This is a genomic window from Faunimonas pinastri (genome assembly GCF_900110915.1).
In the GTDB taxonomy this organism is placed as follows: domain Bacteria; phylum Pseudomonadota; class Alphaproteobacteria; order Rhizobiales; family Afifellaceae; genus Faunimonas; species Faunimonas pinastri.
In genome coordinates this window covers 33717-59570 of the sequence record NZ_FOFG01000006.1, presented here as the reverse complement: position 1 = coordinate 59570, position 25854 = coordinate 33717, and the positions used below count along the sequence as shown (strand labels likewise).

Annotated in this window: 27 protein-coding genes and 1 other RNA gene; 23 read left to right on the top strand and 5 right to left on the bottom strand. The window is 65.4% G+C overall.

The genetic code is table 11. The annotated features are described in order from the left end of the window. Positions 1-22: 22 nt before the first annotated feature. Genes BMY25_RS09625 through BMY25_RS09605 form a run of 5 tightly spaced genes read left to right on the top strand, consistent with a single transcriptional unit; the run spans position 23 to position 5193 of the window. On the top strand, positions 23-1252 hold the full coding sequence (locus BMY25_RS09625) for an ABC transporter permease (protein ID WP_092496433.1): 1230 nt from the start codon (positions 23-25) through the stop codon (positions 1250-1252). Further along, positions 1249-2217, top strand: a complete 969-nt coding sequence (locus BMY25_RS09620) for an ABC transporter permease (protein WP_092496432.1) — start codon at positions 1249-1251, stop codon at positions 2215-2217. Before BMY25_RS09625 ends, BMY25_RS09620 begins: the two co-directional genes overlap by 4 nt. Continuing rightward, entirely contained in the window at positions 2217-2627 is a 411-nt protein-coding gene (gene cdd, locus BMY25_RS09615; RefSeq protein WP_092496431.1) for a cytidine deaminase, read from the top strand. Before BMY25_RS09620 ends, cdd begins: the two co-directional genes overlap by 1 nt. 2 nt (positions 2628-2629) lie before the next feature. Next, positions 2630-3973, top strand: coding sequence for a thymidine phosphorylase (gene deoA / locus BMY25_RS09610; RefSeq protein WP_092496430.1), 1344 nt, complete (start codon positions 2630-2632; stop codon positions 3971-3973). Continuing rightward, positions 3973-5193, top strand: coding sequence for a phosphopentomutase (locus BMY25_RS09605; protein ID WP_092496429.1), 1221 nt, complete (start codon positions 3973-3975; stop codon positions 5191-5193). The genes deoA and BMY25_RS09605 overlap by 1 nt, the downstream gene beginning before the upstream one ends. 17 nt (positions 5194-5210) lie before the next feature. Here the strand turns inward: BMY25_RS09605 and BMY25_RS20770 are convergent, their stop codons facing one another. After that, the gene (locus BMY25_RS20770; RefSeq protein WP_177176803.1) at positions 5211-5348 is read right to left on the bottom strand and encodes a hypothetical protein; all 138 of its coding nucleotides are present in this window, start codon (positions 5346-5348) and stop codon (positions 5211-5213) included. Between the two features lie 194 nt (positions 5349-5542). On the opposite strand from BMY25_RS20770, the gene upp reads away from it, so the two are divergent. The 3 genes from upp to BMY25_RS09590 all read left to right on the top strand — a co-directional run bounded on the left by upp (position 5543) and on the right by BMY25_RS09590 (position 8328). After that, positions 5543-6184: a uracil phosphoribosyltransferase gene (gene upp / locus BMY25_RS09600; RefSeq protein ID WP_092496428.1), complete on the top strand. Its 642-nt coding sequence runs from the start codon at positions 5543-5545 to the stop codon at positions 6182-6184. Between the two features lie 79 nt (positions 6185-6263). Then, on the top strand, positions 6264-6794 hold the full coding sequence (locus BMY25_RS09595) for a TIGR02281 family clan AA aspartic protease (RefSeq protein WP_092496427.1): 531 nt from the start codon (positions 6264-6266) through the stop codon (positions 6792-6794). Between the two features lie 34 nt (positions 6795-6828). After that, the gene (locus BMY25_RS09590) at positions 6829-8328 is read left to right on the top strand and encodes a phosphomannomutase/phosphoglucomutase (RefSeq protein WP_092496426.1); all 1500 of its coding nucleotides are present in this window, start codon (positions 6829-6831) and stop codon (positions 8326-8328) included. Positions 8329-8414: 86 nt separating this feature from the next. Here BMY25_RS09590 and BMY25_RS09585 read toward each other — a convergent pair whose 3' ends face one another. The 3 genes from BMY25_RS09585 to BMY25_RS09575 form a co-directional block, all read right to left on the bottom strand. Continuing rightward, the gene (locus BMY25_RS09585; protein WP_092496425.1) at positions 8415-9071 is read right to left on the bottom strand and encodes a TadE/TadG family type IV pilus assembly protein; all 657 of its coding nucleotides are present in this window, start codon (positions 9069-9071) and stop codon (positions 8415-8417) included. Beyond that, positions 9068-9568: a TadE/TadG family type IV pilus assembly protein gene (locus BMY25_RS09580; protein ID WP_177176802.1), complete on the bottom strand. Its 501-nt coding sequence runs from the start codon at positions 9566-9568 to the stop codon at positions 9068-9070. Before BMY25_RS09580 ends, BMY25_RS09585 begins: the two co-directional genes overlap by 4 nt. A 126-nt stretch (positions 9569-9694) precedes the next feature. Beyond that, positions 9695-10153, bottom strand: a complete 459-nt coding sequence (locus BMY25_RS09575) for a pilus assembly protein N-terminal domain-containing protein (RefSeq protein WP_092496423.1) — start codon at positions 10151-10153, stop codon at positions 9695-9697. 346 nt (positions 10154-10499) lie between these two features. On the opposite strand from BMY25_RS09575, the gene BMY25_RS09570 reads away from it, so the two are divergent. The 10 genes from BMY25_RS09570 to BMY25_RS09525 all read left to right on the top strand — a co-directional run bounded on the left by BMY25_RS09570 (position 10500) and on the right by BMY25_RS09525 (position 19534). Next, positions 10500-10676: a Flp family type IVb pilin gene (locus BMY25_RS09570; RefSeq protein WP_092496422.1), complete on the top strand. Its 177-nt coding sequence runs from the start codon at positions 10500-10502 to the stop codon at positions 10674-10676. Positions 10677-10735: 59 nt separating this feature from the next. Beyond that, a complete protein-coding gene (locus BMY25_RS09565) occupies positions 10736-10921 on the top strand; it encodes a Flp family type IVb pilin (protein ID WP_092496421.1) in 186 nt (61 codons plus the stop codon). Between the two features lie 12 nt (positions 10922-10933). Continuing rightward, positions 10934-11464 (top strand): A24 family peptidase, encoded by a 531-nt coding sequence (locus BMY25_RS09560; protein WP_346432145.1) that lies wholly within the window; start codon positions 10934-10936, stop codon positions 11462-11464. Positions 11465-11598: 134 nt separating this feature from the next. Further along, positions 11599-12384, top strand: a complete 786-nt coding sequence (cpaB, locus tag BMY25_RS09555) for a Flp pilus assembly protein CpaB (RefSeq protein WP_092496419.1) — start codon at positions 11599-11601, stop codon at positions 12382-12384. Positions 12385-12413: 29 nt separating this feature from the next. Further along, positions 12414-13991: a type II and III secretion system protein family protein gene (locus BMY25_RS09550; protein ID WP_177176801.1), complete on the top strand. Its 1578-nt coding sequence runs from the start codon at positions 12414-12416 to the stop codon at positions 13989-13991. A gap of 20 nt (positions 13992-14011) precedes the next feature. Beyond that, positions 14012-14731 carry a CpaD family pilus assembly protein gene (locus tag BMY25_RS09545; RefSeq protein WP_177176800.1) on the top strand — a complete coding sequence of 240 codons (720 nt, stop codon included), beginning with the start codon at positions 14012-14014 and terminating at the stop codon, positions 14729-14731. Continuing rightward, the gene (locus BMY25_RS09540) at positions 14731-16014 is read left to right on the top strand and encodes a CpaE/TadZ family protein (protein ID WP_428976953.1); all 1284 of its coding nucleotides are present in this window, start codon (positions 14731-14733) and stop codon (positions 16012-16014) included. Before BMY25_RS09545 ends, BMY25_RS09540 begins: the two co-directional genes overlap by 1 nt. 11 nt (positions 16015-16025) lie before the next feature. After that, positions 16026-17489: a TadA family conjugal transfer-associated ATPase gene (locus tag BMY25_RS09535; RefSeq protein WP_092496416.1), complete on the top strand. Its 1464-nt coding sequence runs from the start codon at positions 16026-16028 to the stop codon at positions 17487-17489. A 52-nt stretch (positions 17490-17541) separates the two neighbouring features. Then, the gene (locus BMY25_RS09530) at positions 17542-18549 is read left to right on the top strand and encodes a type II secretion system F family protein (RefSeq protein ID WP_092496415.1); all 1008 of its coding nucleotides are present in this window, start codon (positions 17542-17544) and stop codon (positions 18547-18549) included. A 10-nt stretch (positions 18550-18559) separates the two neighbouring features. Next, the gene (locus BMY25_RS09525; RefSeq protein WP_092496414.1) at positions 18560-19534 is read left to right on the top strand and encodes a type II secretion system F family protein; all 975 of its coding nucleotides are present in this window, start codon (positions 18560-18562) and stop codon (positions 19532-19534) included. A gap of 31 nt (positions 19535-19565) precedes the next feature. Here the strand turns inward: BMY25_RS09525 and BMY25_RS09520 are convergent, their stop codons facing one another. Further along, positions 19566-20456 carry a tetratricopeptide repeat protein gene (locus BMY25_RS09520; RefSeq protein ID WP_092496413.1) on the bottom strand — a complete coding sequence of 297 codons (891 nt, stop codon included), beginning with the start codon at positions 20454-20456 and terminating at the stop codon, positions 19566-19568. 129 nt (positions 20457-20585) lie between these two features. On the opposite strand from BMY25_RS09520, the gene BMY25_RS09515 reads away from it, so the two are divergent. The 5 genes from BMY25_RS09515 (at position 20586) to BMY25_RS09495 (ending at position 25840) form a co-directional block, all read left to right on the top strand. After that, positions 20586-21974 (top strand): leucyl aminopeptidase family protein, encoded by a 1389-nt coding sequence (locus tag BMY25_RS09515; RefSeq protein WP_092496412.1) that lies wholly within the window; start codon positions 20586-20588, stop codon positions 21972-21974. A 41-nt stretch (positions 21975-22015) separates the two neighbouring features. Then, positions 22016-22882 carry a C40 family peptidase gene (locus tag BMY25_RS09510; RefSeq protein WP_092496411.1) on the top strand — a complete coding sequence of 289 codons (867 nt, stop codon included), beginning with the start codon at positions 22016-22018 and terminating at the stop codon, positions 22880-22882. Between the two features lie 36 nt (positions 22883-22918). Next, the gene (locus BMY25_RS09505; protein WP_092496410.1) at positions 22919-23659 is read left to right on the top strand and encodes a pyrimidine 5'-nucleotidase; all 741 of its coding nucleotides are present in this window, start codon (positions 22919-22921) and stop codon (positions 23657-23659) included. 94 nt (positions 23660-23753) lie between these two features. Beyond that, positions 23754-23851, top strand: an RNA gene (ffs, locus tag BMY25_RS09500) — signal recognition particle sRNA small type. A 105-nt stretch (positions 23852-23956) separates the two neighbouring features. Then, positions 23957-25840 (top strand): DNA polymerase III subunit gamma/tau, encoded by a 1884-nt coding sequence (locus tag BMY25_RS09495; protein ID WP_092496409.1) that lies wholly within the window; start codon positions 23957-23959, stop codon positions 25838-25840. The last annotated feature ends 14 nt before the right edge of the window (positions 25841-25854 follow it).

The window sequence follows — 25854 nt, the reverse complement described above, 5'->3', positions numbered from 1 at the left end:
CGCGGCTCATGAGGAAGCGCGTATGAGTTCACCCATTCCCGCCGGGCCCGATCGGAAGGCGAGCGGCGACGGCATTTCGGCTGCGACGGCCGAGAAGCCCAAGGCTCTCGCGCGCCCGGCGCCCGACAAGCTGCCGGCCTGGGCCGACTACGCGCTGCTGCCGCTGATCAACGTGGTCGCCGCCTTCGTGGTGTCCGGCCTCGCGGTGCTGATGGTCGGGGCCAATCCGCTGGAAGCCGTGAAGATCATGGTCTTCGGCGCGCTCGGATACGGCGAGGGCGTGGGCTTCACGCTGTTCTACACCACCAATTTCATCTTCGCCGGCCTCGCGGTCGCGGTCGCCTATCATTCCGGGCTCTTCAACATCGGCGCGGAGGGGCAGGCCTATGTCGGCGGCCTCGGCGCGACCTTCGTGGCGCTGGCGCTCGATCACTTTCTGCCGTGGTACGCGACGGTTCCGATCGCGCTCGTCGCGGCCTGCGTCTTCGGCGCGGCATGGGCCTTTATCCCGGCATGGCTGCAGGCCAGGCGCGGCAGCCACATCGTCATTACGACGATCATGTTCAACTTCCTCGCCAATGCGCTGATGGTCTGGCTCCTGGTGAACTATTTCATCCAGCCCGGAACGATGGACCCGGCGAGCCGCCCCTTTACCGAGGGTGCGTCGATTCCGAAGCTCGGCGGGCTGTTCTCGCTCTTCGGCGCGGATCTCGGGGCGGCGCCGCTCAATCTCTGCATCTTCCTTGCGCTCATCGCGGCCGTCTTCGTCTACGTCCTGATCTGGCGGACCAAGCTCGGCTATGAGATGCGCACCGTCGGCCTGAACCCGACCGCCGCCGTCTATGCCGGCATTTCCACGTCGCGGATCATCATCATAACCATGCTGATCTCCGGCGCCCTGGCCGGGCTTCTGGCGCTCAACCCCGTGATCGGCGACCAGCAGCGCCTGCAGCTGAACTTCGTCAACGGCGCCGGCTTCGTCGGCATCGCGGTGGCTTTGATGGGCCGCAATCATCCCGTCGGCATCTGCCTCGCCGCGCTGCTTTTCGGCATGCTCTATCAGGGCGGCGCGGAACTGGCCTTCGACATGCCGCAGGTCTCGCGCGAGATGATCCTCGTCATCCAGGGCCTGGTGATCCTGTTCGCCGGCGCGCTGGAGCACATGTTCCGGCCCGGCCTGACGCGCGCGGTCAACATGATCTCCACGCCGCAGCGCCGGCGCATGGTCGAGGCGGGGGAAGCGAGCCGATGAACGCCGCCGATTTTCTCGACGTCGTCAACGCGACGCTGCGGCTTTCCACGCCGCTGATCCTGGCGGCGCTGGCCGGGCTTTATTCCGAGCGCTCGGGCATCGTCGACATCGGCCTGGAAGGCAAGATGCTGGCCGCCGCCTTTTCCGCCGCCGTCATCGCGGCGCTCACCGGCTCGGCGTGGCTCGGCCTTCTCGGGGGCATCGCCGCCTCGCTGGTGATGGCGATGATCCACGGTTATGCGTCGATTTCACTGCGGGGCAACCAGGTCGTGTCCGGCGTCGCGATCAACTTCGTGGCCTCCGGCCTCACCGCCTTCTTCGGGCAGGCCTGGTTCGGCGAAGGCGGCCGCACGCCGCAACTGCCGATGACGGCGCGCTTCGGCGAGATCGACTTTCCCGGCGCGCAGGCCGTGGCGGATGTGCCGGTGCTGGGCCTCGTCTATTCGCATTTCATCTCCGGGCATAACCTCCTCGTCTACTTCGCCTTCCTGGCGGTGCCGGCGACGTGGTGGGTGGTCCAGCGCACGCGCTTCGGGCTTCGGCTCCGCGCTGTCGGCGAGAACCCGGCCGCGGTCGATACGGCGGGTATCTCGGTGGCCTGGATGCGCTATCGCGCGCTGATGCTGACCGGCCTTCTCTGCGGTGTCGCGGGCACGTATCTCTCAATCGCGCAGTCGGCGGCCTTCACCCGCGACATGACGGCCGGGCAGGGCTACATCGCGCTGGCGGCGCTGATCTTCGCGAAGTGGAAGCCCTGGCCGGTGCTCTGGACCTGCCTGCTCTTCGGTTTCCTCGATGCGCTGTCGATCCGGCTGCAGGGCGTGGTGGTACCGGGCATCGGCGCGGTGCCGGTGCAGGCGATCCAGGCATTGCCCTATATCCTGACCATGATCCTGCTCGCCGGCTTTATCGGCAAGGCGATCCCGCCGCGCGCCGGCGGCATGCCTTATGTAAAGGAACGCTGATGTCCGAAACCGAGACCACGCTTTTCGAGGCGGCCCGCACCGCCATGGCGCGGGCGCATGCGCCCTATTCGAACTTTCCCGTGGGCGCGGCTATCCTGACGGCGTCCGGCGCGGTCTATGCCGGTGCCAACATGGAAGTGGCGAGCTATCCCGAGGGCTGGTGCGCCGAGACCACCGCCATCGGGCACATGGTCATGGGCGGGGAGAACCGCATCGTCGAGATCGCGGTGACTGCGGAGAAGATGGACCGCATCACGCCTTGCGGCGGCTGTCGCCAGCGGCTGAAGGAATTCGGCACGGCATCCACCAGGGTGCATCTCTGCGATGGGAACGGGGTGGTGCAGACGGTGACGCTCGCCGAGCTGTTGCCGCTGGCCTTCGATCCCGACGAATTCCAGGCGGTGGGCTGATCGTGGGAAGTTCCGGACCGGCGTTCCTGCCGCAGGAAATCATCCGTCGAAAGCGTGACGGCGGGTTGCTCGCGCGCGAGGAGATCGCCTTTTTCGTCGACGGGCTGACGCGCGGCACGGTCAGCGAGGGGCAGGTCGCGGCATTCGCCATGGCCGTGTTCTTTCGCGGCATGGAGCGCGACGAGCGCGTGGCGCTGACGCTGGCCATGCGCGATTCCGGCACTGTGCTGGACTGGCCTGATGCCGACGGCCCCGTGCTCGACAAGCATTCCACCGGCGGCGTCGGCGACAACGTCTCCCTGATGCTGGCGCCCATCGTGGCGGCCTGCGGCGGCGTCGTGCCGATGATCTCCGGTCGCGGCCTCGGCCATACCGGCGGCACGCTGGACAAGCTCGATGCCATTCCGGGCTATCGCAGCCAGCCAGACAACGACCTCTTCCGCAAGGTGGTGAAGGAAGCGGGCTGCGCCGTCATCGGCCAGACGGCGGATCTCGCCCCGGCCGACAAGCGCTTCTACGGCATCCGCGACGTGACCGGCACGGTGGAATCCATCGACCTCATCACCGCGTCGATCCTGTCCAAGAAACTTGCCGCCGGGCTGCAGGGCCTCGTGCTCGATGTGAAGACCGGCTCGGGCGCGTTCATGGCGCGGCACGAGGATGCTCGGGCGCTGGCGCAGGGTCTCGTCGATGTGGCCAACGGGGCTGGGCTGAAGACGACCGCCCTTTTGACGGACATGAACGAACCTCTGGCCTCGGCCGCCGGAAACGCGGTGGAAGTGCTGAACGCGATCGAGTTCCTGACCGGCGCGCATCGCGACGCCAGGCTGGAGGAGGTGACCCTCGCGCTCGCCGCCGAGATGCTGGTGGTCGGCGGCTTGGCCGGCGATACCGAAGAGGGCAGGGCCAAGGCCACCGAAGCGCTGACGAGCGGCGCGGCGGCGGAGCGCTTCGCCCGCATGGTCGTGGCGCTTGGCGGGCCGGCGGATCTGCTCGATGAGCCGGAACTCCACCTTCCGCAGGCGGCCGTGATCCTGCCCGTGCTGCCGGAAGTGGCGGGCACGGTCAGCGCGATCGACACCCGGGGCGTCGGCGTCGCCGTGGTGGCGCTTGGGGGCGGCCGCACCCGGCCGGAGGACGCGATCGACCATTCCGTCGGCTTTACCGATCTCGCGGGCATCGGCGAGCAGGTCGGCCCGGATCGTCCGCTCGGGCTGGTCCATGCGCGGAGCGAAGCCGACGCGGAACGGGCCGCCGGGGCGTTGCGGGCGGCGTACCGGTCCGGCGAGGGCGCTCCCGCGGCCAACCCCGTCGTCTACGAGCGCGTCACGGAAGGGACCGCCTGATGGCGCGTGCCTTTCTCCTCGTCATGGACTCCGTCGGCGTCGGCGGAGCCGCCGACGCCGACGCCTTCGGCGACGTGGGCGCGGACACGGTGGGCCACATCGCGGCGGAATGCGCGGCGGGTCGAGCCGATGTGGCCGGCGGCCGCTCCGGCCCCCTGCGCATCCCCAACATGAGCCGGCTCGGCCTGGGCCGCGCAGCCGAAGCCTCGACCGGCCAGCATCCGGCCGGCGTGCCCCGGATCGAAGCGCCGGAAGCCGTCTGGGGCTACGCCAGCGAAGTCTCCAAAGGCAAGGACACGCAGTCCGGCCATTGGGAACTCGCCGGGCTGCCGGTGCCATTCGCCTGGGGATACTTCCCGGAAACAGTGCCTGCCGTCCCCGACAGCATTATCGCCCCGCTGGTGGAGGAGGCGGGGCTGCCGGGCGTTCTCGGCAACCATCATGCGTCCGGCACCGGCATCATCGAGGAACTCGGCGAGGAGCATATCCGCACCGGCAAGCCGATCCTCTACACCTCCGCCGATTCCGTGCTGCAGATCTGCGCCCATGAAGAGCATTTCGGGCTGCAACGGCTCTACGACGTCTGCGAGATCGCGCGCGTCCTCTGCGATCCCCTGAATATCGGCCGGGTGATCGCCCGGCCCTTCACCGGCGAAACCGCCGCTACGTTCGAGCGTACGCTGAACCGGCACGACTACGCGATCCCGCCGCCGTCCGATACGCTGCTGGACGTGGCCGTCGCGGCCGGCCGTCGCGTCTTCGGTGTCGGCAAGATCGCCGACATCTTTGTCGGGCGGGGCGTGACGGACAAGCTGAGGGCGGCGAACAACCCCGCCCAGATCGAGGCGACGCTCAAGGCAGCCGCGATGGCGGGGGAGGGCGATCTCGTCTTTACCAATTTCATCGACTTCGACCAGATCTACGGCCATCGGCGCGACATCGCCGGCTATGCCGCCTGTCTGGAGGAGTTCGACCGCCGTTTGCCGGAACTGGAGGCGCTGCTGCGACCGGGCGACCTGGTGGTGCTGACGGCCGATCACGGCAACGATCCGGCCTTTCGCGGCTCCGATCACACGCGGGAGAATATCCCGCTGATGTTGTTCGGGCCGGGCATCGAGGGCCGCTATGCCGGCCACCGATCGAGCTATACGGACGTGGCGCAGACGATCGCGCGGCATCTCGGCCTGCCGGAAATGCCGCACGGGACGTCCATTCTCTAGCGCAGCGGCGGAAGCTTCTACTTCTTGCCGCCTTTGGACTTTCCGCCCTTGGCCTGCGACAGGTCGGAAGCCGCCACGGACTTTTCGTCCTTGGAGCTCTTCGGATCCCTCATGATTTTCGAGGCTTTCTTCGCATCAGTCTTGCTGGTGGTCATCGCAATCCTCCTGTGCTCCCCCTTGAACTGTTATCCGACAGAAAAGATCCGGGGCGGAGCTTGGGCGGGCTGCCGATCGAACGACTTGCTGTCCGCCTTTTCCCCCGCGATACCGCCTGCCCCCCGGTGAGTGTCTTGTGTTCTTCCCGCGGAGCGGGATAGGTCACTGGAAACCGGATCAAGGAGTGGTGGATATGCTCGGAACGCCTGAGGGAGTGAAGGTCGTCGACCACCCGCTCGTACAGCACAAGCTGACGGTCATGCGGGACGTCGAGACTTCGACGCGCGGCTTTCGCCAGTTGCTGCGCGAGATCGCCGGCCTCCTGACCTACGAGGCGACGCGCGACCTGGAACTCACGGACGTTCATATCCGCACGCCCGTCGCGGAAATGAACGCGAAGAAACTCGCCGGCAAGAAGCTCGTCTTCGCCTCCATCCTGCGCGCCGGCAACGGCCTTCTGGAAGGCATGCTGGACCTCGTGCCGTCAGCGCGCGTGGCCCATATCGGTCTCTATCGCGATCCCGAAACCCTGCAGCCCGTGGAATATTACTTCAAGGCGCCCGACGACCTTTCCGAGCGCGTCGTGATCGTGGTGGACCCGATGCTGGCGACCGCGAACTCCGCCGTTGCCGCGATCACCAAGATGAAGGAGCGCGGCGCGAAGGATATCCGGTTCGTGTGCCTGCTCGCCGCCCCGGAGGGGATCAAGCATTTCCGCGAGATGCATCCCGATGTGCAGGTCGTGACTGCCGCCATCGACGATCACCTGAACGATCACGGCTACATCGTTCCGGGTCTGGGCGACGCCGGCGACCGGATGTACGGCACGAAGTGATGGCCGCGTTTGGCCGGCTGGAATAACCTGCTAACGGTTTCTTTGCCTTCTTCCGGCATGGAGGGCCTGTGGAGCAATCATGCGCGGGCTTGTCACCTTCTGTGTTGTGCTGGGTGTGGTTTCGCTCGCCGGACCGAAGCTCGTGACCCTCTATCGGGAAGCCCGGACCCAGCGGAGCCAGACCGTGCAGGTTCCTGTCGGAGGGCGCGCTCCTCCCGCCGTGCCGGCGGCGACCGCGGACGGCGAACTCCGCATCCAGGTTGCCCCTGATGGCCACTACTATCTCGTCGCCGCCGTGAACGGTCGCGACGTGCACTTCGTGGTCGATACGGGAGCGTCTACCGTGGCCTTGCGGGAGACCGACGCGAGGACGGCGGGTCTTCACATCATCGGCTCTGATTACTCGCTTCCGGTCTCCACCGCCAACGGCCGGACCTACGCCGCCCCCGTCACGCTGGACAGCGTCGCCGTCGGCGGCATCGAGGTGGACGGCATCCAGGCGGCCGTCCTTCCCGACGACAAGCTGCAGATCAGCCTGCTCGGCGGCACGTTTCTCAACCGGCTTCAACGCTTTGAGGCATCAAGGGGAACCTTGCTGTTTCAGAACTGATTGAAGCGTCATGATCATTCCCAGGGAGGCACCCATGTTCCCCATTCCCAAGCCGTCTTTGCAGCCGAATACCTATGCATTCGAATCCGAGCCGATGGTGAAACCCACCGGTTTCCGCGAATACGATGCGCGCTGGCTTTTCCAGAAAGAGATCAACCTGATGGGGATCCAGGCCCTCGGCATGGGTCTCGGCACGCTCCTCCAGGAGATGGGCGTGAAGCCGGAGATCGTGACGGGCCACGATTTCCGCTCCTATTCCTCGTCCATCAAGCTGGCGCTGGTAACCGGCCTGCTCGCCGCCGGCGTGAAGGTGCATGATATCGGGCTTGCCGTGACGCCGATGGCGTATTTCGCGCAGTTCGAGCTGGACGTCCCGGCGGTCGCCATGGTGACGGCGTCGCATAACGAGAACGGCTGGACCGGCGTGAAGATGGGCGCCAACCGTCCGCTCACCTTCGGGCCGGACGAGATGACCCGCCTGAAGGACATCGTGCTGGGTTCCAAGTTCAACCTGAAGGGCGGCGGTTCCTACCAGTTCGTCGAGAACTTCCCCGAGCGCTACATCAAGGATCTGACCAACCGGCCGAAGCTCAACAGCGCGATCAAGGTGGTCGCCGCCTGCGGCAATGGCACGGCCGGCGCCTTCGCGCCGCGTATCCTCGAGATGATCGGTGCCGACGTGATCCCGCTCGATGCCGAGCTCGACTTCACCTTCCCCCGCTACAACCCCAATCCGGAAGACCTGCAGATGCTGCACGCCATCCGCGACAAGGTGCTGGAGACGGGGGCGGCCGTGGGTCTCGGCTTCGACGGTGACGGCGACCGCTGCGGCGTGGTCGACAACGAAGGCGAGGAGATCTTCGCCGACAAGGTTGGCGTGATGCTGGCGCGCGACATCTCCGCCCTGCATCCCGGCTGCACCTTCGTGGTCGACGTGAAGTCCACGGGTCTCTTCGTCACCGATCCCAAGCTGATCGAGAACAACATCAAGGCCGACTACTGGAAGACCGGCCACTCCTACATGAAGCGGCGGGTGAACGAGATCGGCGCCATCGCCGGCTTCGAGAAATCCGGTCACTACTTCTTCAACAAGCCGATCGGCCGCGGTTATGACGACGGCATGATCTCGGCGCTTGCGATCCTCGACATGCTGGATCGCAACCCGGGCCGGACCATGGCCGACCTTCGTCGCGCTTTGCCGCGCACGTGGGGCTCGCCGACCATGTCGCCGCATTGCGATGACGAGACCAAATACGGCGTCGTCGACAAGGTCGTGCAGGCGTTCAAGGACATGGAAGCCAGGGGCGAGCCGGTCGCCGGGCAGAAGATCCGCGACCTCGTGACGGTCAACGGCGTGCGCGTCACGACCGAGGACGGCACCTGGGGCCTCGTCCGCGCCTCCTCCAACAAGCCGGAGCTGGTGGTCGTGGTGGAAAGCCCCGTCTCGGAAGAGCGCCTCCGCGAGATGTTCAAGGCTGTGGACGGCGTTCTGCGCCAGAACCCGGAAGTCGGCGAATACAACCAGACGCTCTGAACGAAGCGTTCGGAAGGATTGGAGAGGCCGCCTTGTGCGGCCTCTTTCGTTCACGGACGGGGCCCGCCGACGGCCCGCTGGACAACCTAGTAGAGGCAAGCCGAACTGCTTGTGCACAGCGCGACATTGCCTGGATCCCCGTCAGCGAACGTGCTGCGCGGTGTGTTGAAGGACACGTTGCCGAGGTTCACAGTGCCGGTCAGAATATAACCGACCGCCGGTGTGTAGGGGTAAGAGGTTTCCGTCATGATCACCTGGACCGGTGCATCTGCTGCCCCCGCTTCGGCGACAAGGCTGGACGGGATCAGGGAACTGCCATTCTCGCCGACAGTGCGTGCCGTGCCGCCGTTGTAGGCTTGGCTCCAGGTGACTTTGGAAGTCCCTCCGGGCTGGACCCTGATGGACGTCACCACCAGCTTCAGCTTTGTCGTGTCGTAAGGATAAAGGCCGCGCGCAACCAGCGTGAACATGCTGCTCAGATCAGTGGTCATGAGGGTCTTCGTATAGTTCGAGTTGGTCTTGTCCGTTCCCGCCCGTCCGACGAGGTCACCCAGAGCCGCCCCGGCAATGTCGGTCTTGCGGGAAATGCTGAAGCCGGTGCCGAAGACGATCATGCCGAACCAGAGCGAGATCAGCACAGGCAGGATCAGCGCGAACTCCACCGCCACCGCGCCGCCGCTGCTTTGCAAAAACGGCAGAAGCTGGCGCCGGCAGTCCAGTCTGGGGACAATGGCTGCCCTCATGTCGTACTCGCGGGTTCGTTGCGGAAGACCGCGTAGGAACTGAGCAGCCGCGTTCCGTTATCCAGATTGGCAAGCGTGAGCGATCCGAAGATCTTGACCAGCGGCCATTCGTAATAGGCGCGGATCAACACATAGTCGCCTGCGGTGCCGAAGCTGTTCTGTGCCGAGCTCTTGTAGCTTCCATCGGTGTTGACGAGATTGGTGGTCGGCAGGCTGCCGATATCGGAGCTGGATTGGACATCCACGAAGAACGACGAGCCTGAGCAGGAGATGACATAGGAGATCTCTGCGCAGACCAGCGTCTTGGCATTGCCCGAAGCCAGCTGGCCGGTGCGGATCTGACGCGCGACTGTCGCCACTCCGTTATCCAGCACCTGCTCGGCGACGAAGACGAGAGCCGTCTGAAAAATCACGAAGATCAGCAGGAAGAGGGCGGGGGCGATCAGCGCGAATTCGACCGCGGTCGCGCCGTCCTCGCGGCGGATCACCCTGCCCATGCGCAACCTGAGAGCCGACCAAGAGCCCGGACGTGTCCTGCGCCGCTCCATTGATGCTGTTCATCCCTTACGTGAGATCGTGAAGTCGTTTCGGAAGGCCGTCTGGCGGCCGGTGACCCGCAGCCGTTATTTGATGCCCGAGATTTCCTGGCGGCTCTGGATCTGGCTCTTCGCCTGCGCGAACGCATCCGGTGCATCGCCGACCGCGACGACCTGCTCGCAGACGGGGTCGCAGGAGAAGGTCTGGCGCTTGTTGCCGTAGAAGACCGTGGTCAGCTGCCGAGAGTCGGACGAAACACGAACCGTCGTGTTCAGGATCTCATGCCCCTTGTCGTCCATCGCGATCATGTTGGTCGTGCCCGCCGAGTGCCCGGTCAGGACGATGGTCTGGTTGCTGCCCACCGTCGCGTCGGCGATCCCGGGGTTGCCGATCACGATCGTCGTCGCCGGGCGGTTGAGCTTCAGGAGCTTGGCGAAGTCGATCGTGAGATCGATCGCGTCGGCCGCACGGGCGGATTGCAGTCCGGCAGCGCCGAGGACGAGCGCGAGCAGGGCAGTCTTGAGGCCTGAACGATAGGCGCGCATGCGAGATCTCCGAAGTCCGTCTGAACGTACCGTGAAAGAGTCAACCGGAAGTAAATTCAACTCTTACATAATATATCCGCCCGCAAGATGCCAATCTGCATACCAGATCCCCGAAGGGGAACTTGCTGAGGCAGCGCACCATTATATATATGGCTGACAGATCGTGGGTGGAGCAGAATAAATTCAGTTCTAATCAAAATTTACTAATTTATTACCTTGATTGGAACGGACGGCATCTGAGCCTCGGGGTTAAGGGTGCTGAAAGCAATTGCCCCCCACATTTGCAGCAACTTCAGCCGGCATGGCGGCTCGAAGCGAAACCAAGTCTGGATCGCAGGAGAAAAATATGAAGCAGCTTCTTTCCCGTTTCGCCAAGGACGAGTCCGGCGCGACCGCTATCGAATACGGCCTGATCGCCGCCCTGATCGCCGTGGTGATCATCGGCGGCCTGACTGTGCTTGGCACGTCGTTGACCGCCAAGTTCACCACGATTTCGGACAGCGTTAAAACCGCCGGCCAGTAAATCGAAGGCATCTTCTATCGCGGTCGGAGCGCAGGCTCCGACCGCAGAGGCCAATCTCAATGCATGAGACGATTGCAGGATTGTTGCTGTTGATGTCGCGGTATTTGCGGGAGGAGCGAGGGGCTGCGGCGGTGGAGTATGGGCTTCTGGCAACCATCATTGTCGTAATCGTACTCGCCGGGATAAGGGCCTTCGGCAATTCGCTGCAGACCGTGTTGGACTACGTTATCGCCCGAGCTGCATGATCTGATCCGTGTTTGGAGACTTTATTGCTCGGTTCCTCAGCTGTCCTCTCTGTTGGAAGCCTCCTCTTCTCCTTGGTCATGATCTATGCGGGGATCATGGATCTGACGACGATGAAGATCCGCAACGTCCTGGTTCTCGCGCTTGTCGTTCTCTACTGCGTCGTGGCCCCTTTCTCCGCTCTGAGCTGGAGCGAGATCGGCTGGAGCGTCGCGGTCGCGTTGGGCGTCTTCGTCTTGACCTTCATCTTCTTTTTCCTCGGCTGGATCGGCGGGGGAGACGCGAAGCTCGCCGCGGCCGCGGCCTTGTGGTTCGGCGCCGGCGCTTCGCTGCCCTTTTTCATCTGGACGGCTGTGCTGGGCGGTGTTCTCACGCTGGCTCTGCTGCTGTTTCGGAGTTGGCTCCTGCCCGCCAGCCTGGCCGGGATACCCTGGATCGAGCGGCTGCATGAAAAGCGGGGAGGCATTCCCTATGGCGCGGCCATGGCCCCGGCGGCCCTGATCGTGCTCCCGCAGACGCCCTGGATGATCGGCGGCTTCTTCTGATGTCAGCCAAGCCGAAGATGTCGGGAAGCCGACGAATGGAGCCCTCCATTAACCATCCCTTGAGCTTTCCTTGCGAGACTTCATGCGCAGAAAGATCGGCTCTGTCGGTCCTGCCCTAACTCCTCCGGGTTAAGATGCTTCGTGCCATCGTTCTTGTTGTTGCGCTTCTTGCCGGTGGAATGGCGGCTTACCTGGCCCTCGCCACGCGGAGGGCGCCGGCCGTCGTGCAGGTGCAGGCGCCTCCTCCGCTCTCGACGCAGGAGGTGCTGGTGGCCGCCGACGACCTGAAGCAGGGACAGATGCTGACGGACAAGAACGTCCGCTGGCAGACCTGGCCCGACAACGCCCTGAACGGCGCCTTTTTTCTCAAGAGCAAATCTCCCGACGAGGTCAAGACCCTGGCCGGCTCCCTGGTCCGCGCGCCTTTCGTCAGCGGCGAGCCGATCCGCGAGGCCAAGCTCGCCCGTCCCGGAACCGGGTTCCTGTCCGCCATTCTGCCCGCCGGGAAGCGGGCCGTCGCCGTTCGCGTCTCCGCCGATACGTCGGCCGGCGGCTTCATCCTGCCCAACGACCGTGTCGACGTGATCGAGACCACGGGACAGAAGGGGCAGAAGGGGGACAATGACGAGAGCAGCAGTATCAGCCGCACCATCCTGACCAACATTCCGGTTCTGGCGATCGACCAGAACATCCAGGAGAAGAACGGCCAGAGCGTCGTGGTCGGCAAGACCGCGACGCTCCAGTTGGACCCGCCGCAGGCGGAACTGATCACGGCGGCCGAATCGGCGGGGTCGCTGTCGCTTGCGCTTCGCAGCATCGCCGACAGCGGCGACACGCAGAGCACGGCTTCCGCCCAACGCCAGAGCAACGTGATCCAGATCTTCCGCGCCGGCCAGAGCCAGGTTGTGCAGACGCCATGAAAGCCGGTTCCGCGCAAGGAGTTCATGTCATGAACGTGCTACGCAAACTGCAGGCCGGAGCGCTGGCCCTCGCCCTTGGGACTGTCCTTCCGGCGACGCCGATCCTCCTTGCGCCGCAAGCCGCGAACGCCGCCGGGAGCTACATCAAGCTGACGGCCAGCGACCTTTCCCGCGACCGGCAGATCCACCTCGGGGTGGACAAGTCGATCGTGGTCGACCTGCCGCGCCCGGCCAGCGACGTGCTCGTTTCAAACCCCGCCATCGCCGACGCGGTTTTGCGGACGTCCCGGCGCCTTTATCTGATCGGCGTGAAGACGGGCCAGGCGAACGTCTTCCTCTTCGACAGCTCCGGTGCGCAGATCGGCGGTTTCGATATCAATGTCGATGTCGACCTGACCTCGCTGAACGAAATCCTCAGGCAGGCCATTCCGGACGGGACCGTGCGCGCCGATACGCTCAACGGGAATTTCATCATCCGGGGTCAGGTGAAGTCGGCCAGCGATTCCGCCAAGGCGCAGCAAATCGTGGCCGGCATGATGCAGGGGTTCAATATCGGGACCGTCGACAGCGGTGCATCGGGTGGCGGAGCCGCCGCTGGCGGTGCCAAAAGCGGCGGCGCCTCGCAGGCAGGTTCCGGCGGAGGAGCCTCCCAGAGCTCCAGTTCGGAAGGCGCCCAGTCAGGCCAAAGCCGGATCATCAACCTCCTCACCATCACCGGCGAGGAGCAGGTCAGCCTGCGGGTGACGATCGCCGAAATCCAGCGAACTGTCGTGAAGCAGCTCGGGGTGAACCTCGGCAACGGTTCGGCCGACGCGCTGACCTCCGGCAACTTCAGTGCCAATAGCGGTAGCGGGACGGGTCTCAGCCCGCTGACCTTCCCGATCAATACCGCGACCTCGCCGGGCACCCTCAACCTGTCGTGGTCCGCAGGCGGCAATTCGATCAGCGCTACCGTGAAGGCGCTGGAAGAAACCAACATGATCCGCACGTTGGCGGAGCCGACCCTGACGGCCGTGTCGGGCGAGACCGCGAACTTCGTGGCCGGCGGCGAATTCCCGATCGTGACGGGCGTCAGTGATACGACCGGTACGCCCACCGTGACGTTCAAGGACTTCGGCGTGAAGCTCGCCTTCACCCCGACCGTGCTCGGGCCGGGGCGTATCAGCCTGCATGTCCGCACCGAAGTCAGCGAGATCAACTCTGCCTATTCGATCACGACCAGCGGCTACACCATCCCGGGCCTGAACACGCGGAATGCCGAATCCACGGTCGAGCTGCCCTCCGGCGGCGCCTTCGTGCTGGCCGGACTGATGAACCAGCAGACGCAGCGGGCCGCGACGGGACTTCCCGTTCTGCAAAAGCTGCCGATCCTGGGCGCGCTCTTCTCATCTAAGGATTTCCAGAACGCGCAGACCGAGCTGGTGATGATCGTCACGCCCTATCTGGTGAAACCGGTCTCCCCCCAGCAGTTGGCGCGGCCTGGCGACAACTATGTCGGACCGACGGACTCGCAGGCCTACTTCATGAACCGGCTGAACCGCGTTTACGGCGCGGCACCCGCGGCTGCCACGAGCAGGGCGGGCAAGGTCGGATTTTCCTTCGATTGAGGGCATCGGAAATGACGGGCATGGCCAAATCGTTTCAGGCCGGGGCAAGCCCTGCTCTGCAGCGCATCGTTCTCGGAATGGTCCTGCTTGTCGCGGCCGGCGGGCTGCTGTCCGGTTGCCAGACCGACGCCCCCGCGACCAACCAGGCGCTCTTCGACCAGGATTATGCGAGACGGCATCCTGTGGTGCTCTCGAACGAGCCCGAGACGCTCGACGTGCCGGTCGGCATGAATGCCGGGGCGCTGTCCGCGCAGCTGCGCGCGCCCATCCGCGACTACGCTCGTGCCTATCGCAGGGAAGGCACCGGGGCGTTGAACATCCAGGTGCCGACCGGGGCCGCGAACGACATCGCGGCCGCCGAGATGGGCAAGTCGATCCATTACGCGCTGATCGACATGGGCGTACCGCGCACCGCGATCCGAATCGCGCCCTATCCGGTCGACGATCCCGCAAAGCTCGGCGTGCTCCGCCTGAGCTATCTCAAGCTCAAGGCCATGACCCCGCAGTGCGGGATCTGGCCGGACGACATGGTCGCGCATTCCGACAATCGGGATACCTACGATCTCGGTTGCGCCAGCCAGAACAATTTCGCCGCCATGGTCGCCGATCCGGCGGACCTCGTCCGGCCGCGGCCCGTGCAGGCCGCCGATGGCGCCCGTCGTGCGGCGGTGATCACCGATTATGAGAAGGGTACCGCCATCAAGCCCTTCACCACACAATCGACGGGCGGGGGCTCCTGATGCCGATGAGCGGCAATCTTCAGGAAGCCGGCACCCTCGGGGCGGAGCTTCCCGAAACCTTCGAAGCGAGAGCCGTCCCGCGGATCACGGTACAGGCTTTCTGCGACACGCCGGAAGTCTGCACCGCTCTGGAGCAGGCCGCCACCGACCGGCGCATGGGACGGGCCCATGTGAAGGTCCATACCGGCGGCATCAACGCGGCCGGGGAATTCTACCAGTCGGCCCCCACGCCTAACCTCGTGGTCATCGAGAGCCGTCTGCCGGCACCGGAGCTGCTGGCCGGCCTCGATCGCCTCGCCGAAGTCTGCGATGCCGGCACCAAGGTCATGGTGATCGGGCACTCCAACGATGTCCGGTTCTATCGCGACCTCCTGAAGCGCGGCGTCAGCGAATATCTCGTCGCGCCCGCCGACGCGATGCAGGTCATCGCCTCGATTTCGAGCATTTATCATGACGAGAACGCGGGGAAGCTGGGGCAGAGTTATGCCTTCATCGGCGCGAAGGGCGGCGTCGGATCGTCCACCATCGCGCATAACGTGGCATGGACCATGGCCCGCACCTTCGGGGCGGATATCGTCCTCGGCGACATGGACCTGGCTTTCGGGACGGCGGGGCTCAACTTCAATCTCGATCCGGCCCAAGGCATGGCGGAAGCCGTCTTCGGGGCGGACCGGCTGGACGAAGTGCTGCTGGATCGCCTGCTCGCGAAATGCGGCGATCACCTGAGCCTGCTTTCCGCCCCCGCGACCCTCGACCGCTCCTACGATCTGGAGGACACGGCCTTCGACCGCGTGCTCGATCTGGTGCAGGGCAGCGTGCCTTCCGTGGTGCTGGACGTGCCGCATGTCTGGACCGCCTGGGCCCGGAAAACACTGCTCTCCGTGGATCAGGTCGTCGTGACGGCCATTCCGGACCTTGCCAATCTCCGCAACGCCAAGAACCTTGTGGACCTCTTGAAGCAGGGGCGTCCGAACGATGCGCCCCCGCGACTGGTCCTCAACCAGGTCGGCGTGCCGAAGCGCCCGGAAATCAAGCCGCAGGACTTTGCCGCGGCTCTCCACCTGGAGCTCACGGCCGTCATTCCGTTCGACCCCGCCCTGTTCGGGGCGGCGGCGAATAACGGAGAGATGATCGCCGAGAACCATGGAAAATCGGAACTCCATACCCATTTTCTGGAAATCGCCCAGTTGATCACCGGTCGCAAGGAGCTGAAGCGGGCCCGCAAGGGAGGCTTCTCCTTGAACTCACTGGTCGGGCGGTTCTCGACGAAATCCAAGAAGTGAGTCTCTGAGCCATGTCGACGTTCGGACGGCGAAGCGCTTTAGATCCCAAGGCCCAGCCCAGTGCGCCGGGGATTCCCCGGCCGCAGCCGACGGCGCCCTCCCGGCCCGCGGTTCCCGTGGCTCAGCCCCAAGTCTCCTCCGGCAATTCGGTCGCGCGCACGCAGGCGGCTCGGCCTCGGCGCACCGACGAATATTACGAGCTGAAGACGCAGATCTTCGGAGCGCTGATCGATACGATCGATCTCGCCCAGCTGGCCAAGATGGACAGCGACCAGGCGCGCGAGGAAATTCGCGACATCGTCAACGACATCATCTCCGTGAAGAACGTGGTGATGTCGATTGCCGAGCAGGAAGACCTGCTGGAAGACATCTGCAACGACGTGCTGGGCTACGGTCCGCTCGAACCGCTGCTGGCGCGTGACGACATCGCCGACATCATGGTCAACGGCTCCGACCGCGTCTTCATCGAGGTCGAGGGCCGCGTGCAGGAGACGGACGTGCGTTTCCGCGACGGCGCCCAGCTTCTCAACATCTGCCAGCGTATCGTCAGCCAGGTCGGCCGACGCGTCGACGAATCCAGCCCCATCTGCGACGCGCGCCTGCCGGACGGTTCGCGCGTCAACGTGATCGCGCCGCCGCTGGCGATCGATGGCGCGGTGCTCACCATCCGTAAGTTCAAGAAGGACAAGCTGACGCTGGATCAGCTCGTCAATTACGGCACGATCACGCCGGAAGGCGCGCAGATCCTGCAGATCATCGGCCGGGTTCGCTGCAACGTGCTGATCTCCGGCGGCACGGGCTCGGGCAAGACGACGCTGCTGAACACCTTGACGCGCTATATCGATACCACCGAGCGCATCATCACCTGCGAGGACGCGGCGGAACTGCAGCTGCAGCAGCCCCATGTCGTGCGCCTGGAAACACGGCCGCCCAACATCGAGGGCGAGGGCGAGATCACCATGCGCGATCTCGTCAAGAACTGCCTCCGCATGCGTCCCGAACGCATCATCGTGGGCGAGGTGCGCGGACCGGAAGCCTTCGATCTCCTGCAGGCCATGAATACCGGCCATGACGGCTCGATGGGGACGCTGCACGCCAACTCCCCGCGCGAGGCGATGTCCCGTCTGGAATCCATGATCACGATGGGCGGCTACACACTTCCCTCGCGCACGATCCGCGAGATGATCGTCTCCTCCGTCGACGTGATCGTGCAGGCCTCGCGCCTGCGCGATGGATCCCGCCGCATCACCCATATTACCGAGGTGCTCGGCATGGAGGGCGACGTGATCACCACGCAGGACCTCTTCGTCTATGAGCTCCTTGGCGAGGACGCGCAGGGCAACATCATCGGCCGGCATCGCTCCACCGGCATCGGCCGTCCCGCGTTCTGGGACCGGGCGCGCTACTACAACGAGGAGACGCGCCTTGCCGCGGCTCTCGATGCGTCCGACGTGCGGGAGGGCCGTGTGGCGTGACGATGCGGATGCGCGTGGGGGACAGGATGGAACCGTTCGGCAGGAGCGTCGCATGATGTCGCCGCTCCTCGTCTCGGTCGCGTTGTTCATGCTGGTCGCCTTCAGCATCGGCGGGCTTCTTCTCGTCGCGGTGTTTCCGCGGCTGGAAGCGGGCAAGCGGACCCAGGGCCGGATGAACTCTGTCGCCGGCGTGCAGAACAAGGCTTCCGAGCGGGTCACGGGCCTCACCGACGATCAGCGTCGCCGCCGCAGCGTCGAGGAGACGATCCGCGAGATCGAAGAGACGCAACGCGCCAAGAACCGGCGTCACAACAAGCCGACCCTCGTGACGCGAATGCGGCAAGGCGGCCTGAGCTGGAGCCGCAACGCCTATTTCCTGTTTTGCGCCATTGCGGGGATCGCGGGCTTTATCGTCGGCACGTTGCTCATCGGATTGTCGCTGCTACCGGCGCTGGGCTTCGCCGTGGCTCTAGGCCTCCTCGTTCCGCATCTCTATGTGGGCCAGCGCCGCAAGCGCCGCTTCAAGCGTTTCTCCAACGAGTTCGCCAACGCGATCGATGTCATCGTGCGCGGTATCAAGGCAGGCCTGCCGCTGGTCGATTGCCTCAAGGTCATCTCGACGGAGGCGCAGGAGCCGGTGAAGTCGGAGTTCCGGCAGGTCGTGGAAGACCAGACGTTCGGCATGCCCTTGTCGGAGGCCGTGGCCCGACTGCCGGAGCGCGTGCCCGTCCCGGAAGCGAATTTCTTCGCCATCGTCATCGCGGTGCAGGCGAAAACCGGCGGCAGCCTTTCGGAGGCGCTCGGCAACCTGTCGCGCGTGCTGAGAGAGCGCAAGAAGATGGACGGCAAGATCAAGGCGATGAGCCAGGAGGCGAAATCCTCCGCCGCCATCATCGGTTCGCTGCCCTTCGTGGTGGGCGGCCTCGTCGGCTTTGTCAGCCCCGACTACATCAAGCTGCTGTTCACCACCAGCACCGGGCACATGGTCATGTTCGGCTGCGCTTTCTGGATGTTCGTCGGCATCATGGTGATGCGCAAGATGATCAACTTCGACTTCTGAGGGGCAATGGATGAACTTCCTTGATCCTGCGAATTCCGGCCTCCTGATCGCCTTCGCCTCGGCCGTGGCGGTCTTCTCCGCCATTCTCGTTGTGTCCTGGCCCTATCTCTTCCGCTCCAACCTGGAGACGCGGATGCGGCAGGTCGCCAATGAGCGCGAGCGGCTGCGGGTGCGCGAACGCACCAAGATGGAGGCAGCGAAGAAGACCTCGCTCAGGGCCGAGCCGCGCAAGCTCTTCAAGGACATCGTAGACCGGTTCAACCTCGCCAAGCAGGCCGAAGATGGCGAAGTCGTGCGCATGCTCCGCCGCGCCGGTTATCGCGGCCAGAACCCCGTCTTCGCCTATGTCGCCTTCCGGGTGATCGGGCCCATCGTGCTTTTCGCGGCGGCCGCACTCTACATTTTCCTGATCCTGCACCTGAACAAGCCGTTCTTTTTCAAGCTGGCCATCGCCATCGCCTTCGCGCTGCTCGGCTATTACTCGCCCGCGATCTTTGTGAAGAACAAGATCACCAAGCGGCAGAAATCGCTTCGCCGCGCCTGGCCGGACGCCCTGGACCTGATGCTGATCTGCGTCGAGGCGGGCATGAGCATCGAGGCCGCGTTCCGCAAGGTGTCGGAGGAAATCGGCTCGCAATCGGTCGAGCTGGCGGAAGAGCTGAGCCTGACCACCGCCGAGCTCTCCTACCTGCAGGACCGTCGCCGAGCCTATGACAATCTCGGCGATCGCACGGGGCTCGACGGGGTCAAGGCGGTGGTCACCAGCCTTATCCAGTCGGAGAAATACGGAACGTCGCTGGGGCAGGCGCTCCGGGTGCTGTCGCAGGAAAACCGGGACATGCGCATGGCGGAAGCGGAGAAGCGCGCAGCCGGCCTGCCGCCGAAGCTGACCGTGCCGATGATCCTGTTCTTCCTGCCGGTGCTGTTCGCCGTCATCATCACGCCTGCCGCGATCCAGGCGGTGCGGGCAGCCCACGGCGGCTGAACGGTCCGTGTCGGCTCTCAGGGGAAGAGGATCAGCCCTTCGCCTTGAGCTCCGCCCAGGTGTTTTCCTCGGTGGCGGGCGGCGGCTCTTCGGTCGGGTAGAGCGCGTCGCCATCCTGCCCGGCGGTGGGTAAGGGCTGCGGTGCCACGAAGCGGGCCGTCCGGGCCGGGGCCGCGATGGCGGCCGGGGGAGGGGCGGTGGCTTGCCGGTTGCCATAGGACGCCGCCTTTTCCGGATGCGCCTTCAGATCCTGCACCAGCGCAAGGTTCTGGCGGACACGCAGGCTGGCGCGGGGATCGGCCGCCGCCTTCGTGAGCAGTTCCTCCGCCTCGCTCAGATTGCCGGTCAGCACATAGGACATGGCGAGGTTGTTCATCACCTGCGGCTCGCCCGGCGCCAGCACCAGCGCCTGATTGTAGCGGGCGCGGGCACCCTCATGGTCGCCCATGGAATCGAGGATACCACCCTCGGTGGCGAGCAGCTGCCAGTCCGGGTTATCCTGCCGCTGGGCCCGCCGGACGGTGGAAAGCGCCTCCGGGAACTCGCCGTCGTCGGCGAGCGCCTTGCCGAAATCGGCCAGCACCTCGCGGTCCTCCGGATGATAGATCACGGCCTTGCGCATCAGCGCGACGGCCTGGCCCGTCTGGCCGACAGCACGGAGCGCGGCGGCGTAGTTCAGCTCGGCCTCCTTGCTCTTCGGGTCGCGGCTGTAGGCGGCGCCCCACTTCTGCACCTCGGCCACCGCCTGCTCGGGCGAAAGATGCGATGCCTCGATCGTCGCGGTGGCGGGAATCGCGCCCGTCTGGGGGCCGCCATGCGTGGTCTGGCAGCCCGCCGAGGCAAGTGCCGCGACAAGCGTCAGGCTGGCCCAAAGGGGCCGCGTGTTGGCCGGAAAGGACCGCCGCGTAAATCGACGCCGCATGATGTGCTCGCCCTGATGAATCGTTAACGAGCGTTAAGCCGCCTTCGCTAAGGTTTCGTTAACGCTGTTTGAAGATTGCCAGCCGGGCGGCGAGAGGCATAAACCGGAACCTCTCACTCGGATTCTCCCATGGCTTCCACGATCTCCCTCGCGTCCGCCGCCGGCTCTGCCGCGCGTCCCGTCCATCTCGTGACCAGCGAAGCCTGCGCCACGCTGCTCGCCGGCTTGCCGCCGGCTGAGAGACGTTTCGCGGAGGCGCAGGGCTTCAAGGGCGAGAGCGGAAAGCTGGTGCTGCTGCCGGACGGGGAGGGCGACGTGGCGCGCGTGCTCTTCGGCCTGGGGAGCGGCTCGGCGCGCGACGCGAGCCCGCTGGCGCCGGGCAAGCTCGCCGTGCTGCTCCCGCCGGGGACGTACCGTTTCGAAGGCGATTTCGACCGGCCGGAGCTGGCTGTTCTCGCCGTGCTTCTCGGCGGCTACCGGTTCGACCGCTATCGCAAGGCGAACGGCCATGGCGGGGTGAAGTTCGTCTGCCCGGAGGGGGTCGACCCCGAAGCGCTCGACCGCACCGCGGAAGCGATTTTCCTGACCCGCGACCTCATCAACACGCCCGCGAACGATCTCGGCACCGCCGAACTCGTCGAGGCCGCGCGGCAGGTCGCCGATCGCTTCGGCGCGACCTTCTCGGTGATCGAGGGGCAAGAACTGGAAACGGGCTTCCCGATGGTCCATGCCGTCGGCGATTCCAGCGAGCGGCGGCCCCGGCTGATCGATTGTCGCTGGGGCGACGAGACCGCGCCCAGGGTGACGCTCGTCGGCAAGGGCGTGGTCTTCGATACGGGTGGCGTCGACATCAAGAGCGCGTCCGGCATGCTCCTGATGAAGAAGGACATGGGCGGCGCGGCGAATGTGCTAGGCCTCGCTTCCATGATCATGGGCGCCGGCCTCAAGGTGCGCCTGCGCGTGCTGATCCCGACGGTCGAGAACGCGGTGTCTGACCGCTCCTTCCGCCCCGGCGATATCCTCAGGAGCCGCAAGGGCTTCACCGTCGAGATCGGCAACACGGATGCGGAAGGCCGGCTGATCCTTGCCGATGCGCTGGCCTATGCCGACGAGGAAAAGCCGGAGATCCTGATTTCCATGGCGACGCTGACCGGCGCCGCCCGCGTGGCGCTCGGGCCGGAAGTCGTGCCCTTCTTCAGCGATGACGAGGCTTTCGCGCAAGGGCTTCAGCAGGCGGCGGACGATCTTCGCGATCCCCTCTGGCGGCTGCCCCTCTGGCGTCCCTACGATTCCTGGCTGGCCTCCAGGACGGCCGACATGAACAACGTCTCGACCAATGGGCATGCCGGCGCCATCGTGGCGGCACTCTTTCTCGATCGCTTCGTGGAGAATGCCCGAACCTATGCCCATTTCGATGTCTTCGGCTGGAATCCGGGCGTGCGCCCGGCTTGCCCAGAGGGTGGCGAGGCGCAGGCGATCCGGGCGCTCTTCGCGCATCTCTCCGCCAGCTACGGGTGAAAGTTCCTGTGTCCGGGCGACCGCTCTGCTAGGATGAGGACATGACCGAACTCGATCCGCGCATCAACGCCGCCCGGCCGGACCTCGCCGATATCCGACTTCGCCACGTCTACCCGGCCGAGCGCTACGCGGAGGGCGAAGTGCTCCGCGTCGCGTCCGCTACGGCGGCGTTTCGCGGTCGCCCGGCGGCTGACGCGACCATGCTGACGGAAGGGCTGCACGGCGAGGCCGTGCGCGTCTTCGAGACAACCGGCGAAGGCTGGTGCTGGGCGCAGCTGGAAGCCGATTCCTATGTCGGCTGGGTCGCCCGATCGGATCTTGCCCATGCCCGTGCCGAGCCGGAATACCGGGTCACGGCATTGCGCACCCCGGTCTTTGCCGGGCCGGACATCAAGCTCGCGCCGCTCATGGCCCTGTCGCTGGGTGCGCGGGTGCATGTCGGCGGCGAGGCCGAGGACCACAACGCGCGCTATGGGCTGCTGGATCCGGCCGGCGCGGTTGTGATGCAGCATCTCGGCGCGGCGGAGGCGCACGAAAGCGATCCGGTGGCGGTGGCCGAGCGCTTCCTCGGCACGCCCTATCTCTGGGGGGGCAGGACGAGCTTCGGCATCGACTGCTCCGCTCTCGTGCAGGTGGCGTGCGAGGCTTGCGGCATCGCCGCTCCGCGCGATTCCGATATGCAGAGGAACGGCCTGGGCGAGGCTCTCGATCTGTCGGCCGGCGTTCCTGAGCTGAAGCGTGGCGACCTCGTCTTCTGGCGCGGCCATGTCGGCATCATGCAGGATGGCGAGCGGCTCCTCCATGCCAACGCCTTCCATATGGCCGTCGCGTCCGAGCCTCTGCGCGACACATTATCGCGATTTGAGGCAAAAGGGCTGACATTGGCCGCAATTCGGCGGCTAGTCTGACATCCCGTAATCGTTTGACCGGAAAACAAACAATTCATGAACGCCGCGACCGCCGAAAGCTCCAAGCAGCGTCCGCGTGAAGATCTCGAAGTCTTTGCCTCGGTCAAGTCCTGGATCTTCGATCTCGACGACACGCTTTACCCGCACGAGACGCAGCTCGGGCAGCAGATCCACAATCGGATCCACGAATACGTCGCGAAGACGCTGCAGGTGGGTCCGGAAGAAGCCGAGCGCATCCAGACCGACTTCTATCGCCGCTACGGCACCTCGCTGCGCGGCCTGATGATCCACCACGACATCGATATCGACGATTTCCTGCATTACGCGCACGACATCGATCACTCCCCGCTGGTCGTCGATCCGCTTCTCGGGCCCGCGCTGGAACGGCTGCCGGGCAAGAAGTACATCTTCACCAACGGCTCCTATCGCCATGCGCAGACCGTCGCGGAAAAGCTCGGCATTTCCGGCCATTTCGAAGGCATCTACGACATCGTCGCCGGCGAGTTGGTGCCCAAGCCCGAGCGCCAGACCTATGACCGCTTTCTGGCCCGCTTCGGCATAGACCCGGCGAACGCCGCGATGTTCGAGGATCTGGCGCGCAACCTGACCGTGCCCAAGGAGCTCGGGATGCGCACCACGCTGATCGTGCCGAAGGGCGCGACCGCGATCATGGGCGGCTCCTGGGATCTCGATGCCCGCAAGGACGATCAGGTGGATTTCGTCACCGACGATATCGGCCGGTTCGTCACCGAGGTCGCCGAGGCCATCGGGGCCTGAGCCGGACGGTGAAGACTGGATTGCGGAAGAATCGATTGGTGAAGAATTCGGGGACGCTCTTGCGTTTGGCGGCGGCTGCGACGATATAGGGCTCGGGAGGTTGGCGGCGGACGTTCCACTCGCCAATCGGGTCAGGTCCGGAAGGAAGCAGCCCCAACGAATTCGGCACGGGTTGCCGTCCAGCCTCCCACTTCTGTTTCGCCGCGGCTTACCGGCTGCGCCCGCTTCGGGAACGCTCCGGCCTCGGACTGCGCTGGATCGTGCGCCGGACCGCCGGCAGGGAGCCCCTGAAGCGTCATGAGCGAAACCGCGCCTGCTCCCTATCAGGTCCTTGCCCGGAAATACCGGCCTTCCAGCTTCGACGACCTGATCGGCCAGGAGCCGATGGTGCGCACCCTGCGCAACGCCTTCACCTCCGGCCGCATCGCGCATGCCTGGATGCTGACGGGCGTGCGCGGTGTCGGCAAGACCACGACGGCCCGCATTCTCGCCCGCGCGCTCAACTTCGTGCGCGAGGACGGCACCGGCGAGCCGACCGTCGACCTGACGGAAGAGGGCGTGCATTGTCGCGCCATCATGGAGGGCCGCCATCCCGATGTGATCGAGATGGACGCGGCCTCCCACACCGGCATCGACGACATCCGCGACATCATCGATTCCGCTCGCTATTCGCCTGTTTCCGCGCGCTTCAAGGTCTACATCATCGACGAAGTGCACATGCTCTCCAAGGCGGCCTTCAACGGCCTCCTGAAGACGCTGGAAGAGCCGCCGGCGCATGTGAAATTCGTCTTCGCCACCACCGAGATCCGCAAGGTGCCGGTGACGGTGCTGTCGCGTTGCCAGCGCTTCGACCTGCGCCGCATCGAGGCTTCGACGCTGATGCAGTTGCTCGGCAACATCGCGGCGAAGGAAGGCATCGAAGTCGATACCGAAGCGCTGCGCGCCATCGCGCGCGCCGGCGAAGGCTCCGCCCGCGATTCCCTTTCCATCCTCGACCAGGCGATCGCCCATGGCGGCGGCCGCGTCGATGCCGACACCGTCCACGACATGCTCGGCCTGGCCGACCGGGCGCGCACCATCGACCTCTTCGAGCATGTGATGCGCGGCGATACCGCCGCCGCCATGGCCGAGCTCAAGGCGCAGCACGATACCGGCGCCGATCCGGTCGTGGTGCTGACGGACCTTGCCGAATTTACCCATTACGTGACGCGGCTGAAGCTCGCCCCGCAGGCGGCCGCCGATGCGTCCGCCACCGAAAGCGAGCGCACTCGGGGCCAGATCTTCGCCGAAAGTCTATCCGTGCGTATCCTGTCGCGCACGTGGCAGATGCTCCTGAAGGGCATCGCCGAAACGCAAACCGCGCCGCGCCCGATGCTCGCGGCCGACATGGTGCTGGTCCGCCTTTGCCATGCGGCCGACATGCCGACGCCCGACGAGGCGATCCGGCTGCTGCAATCCGGCGAGTTCGGCGGCGCCGTGCCCGGCGGCGGGATCCCTGCGCGGGGCGGGGCTTCGCGGCCTGCCTCTCCCGGGCAATCGTCGGCGCAGTCCGTTTCGCAGCCGGCGAGCATGCCCTCCGCTTCGGTCCCCTCCGGCGCCCCTGTCGCGCTCGTTCATTCGCAGAGGGGTGCCGGCATGGCTGCGCGGGCCGAGGCGCAACCCGCACAGTCGGTGCCGCAACTTGTCCCTCAGATGCTTCCGCAACGCGCGCCGGAGCCCGCAAAGCCGCAGTTCTTGCGCTTCGAGGACGTGATCGAGAAGGCGCGCGCCGAGCGCGACCGCCTCCTGGTCTTCGCGCTGGAGCGGCATGTGCGGCCGGTTCGCTTCGAGCCGGGGCAGCTTGAGATCACGCTGACGCCGGACGCCGATCCCGGCCTGCCGCAGAAGATCGGCGAGACCCTCAGGGAATGGACGGGCCAGCGCTGGATCGTCGCCGTTTCCAGCGAAGGCGCGCGCGACACGTTCCACGAAGTCCGGTTGAAGCGCCGGGCGACGTTGCTGGAAGAGGCGAAGGCCGATCCGCTTGTGCAGGAGGTTCTTTCCCGCTTTCCCGGCGCCCAGATCGTCGAGGTTCGCGAGGCGCTGCCGCCCGAGCCCGTTCCCGACGGCGAGACGCCCAATCCGGGCGGGAGTGACGCCGGCTTCGATGACGGCTATGCCGACGACAGCAATGACGACTGACAGCGGCCGCCGGC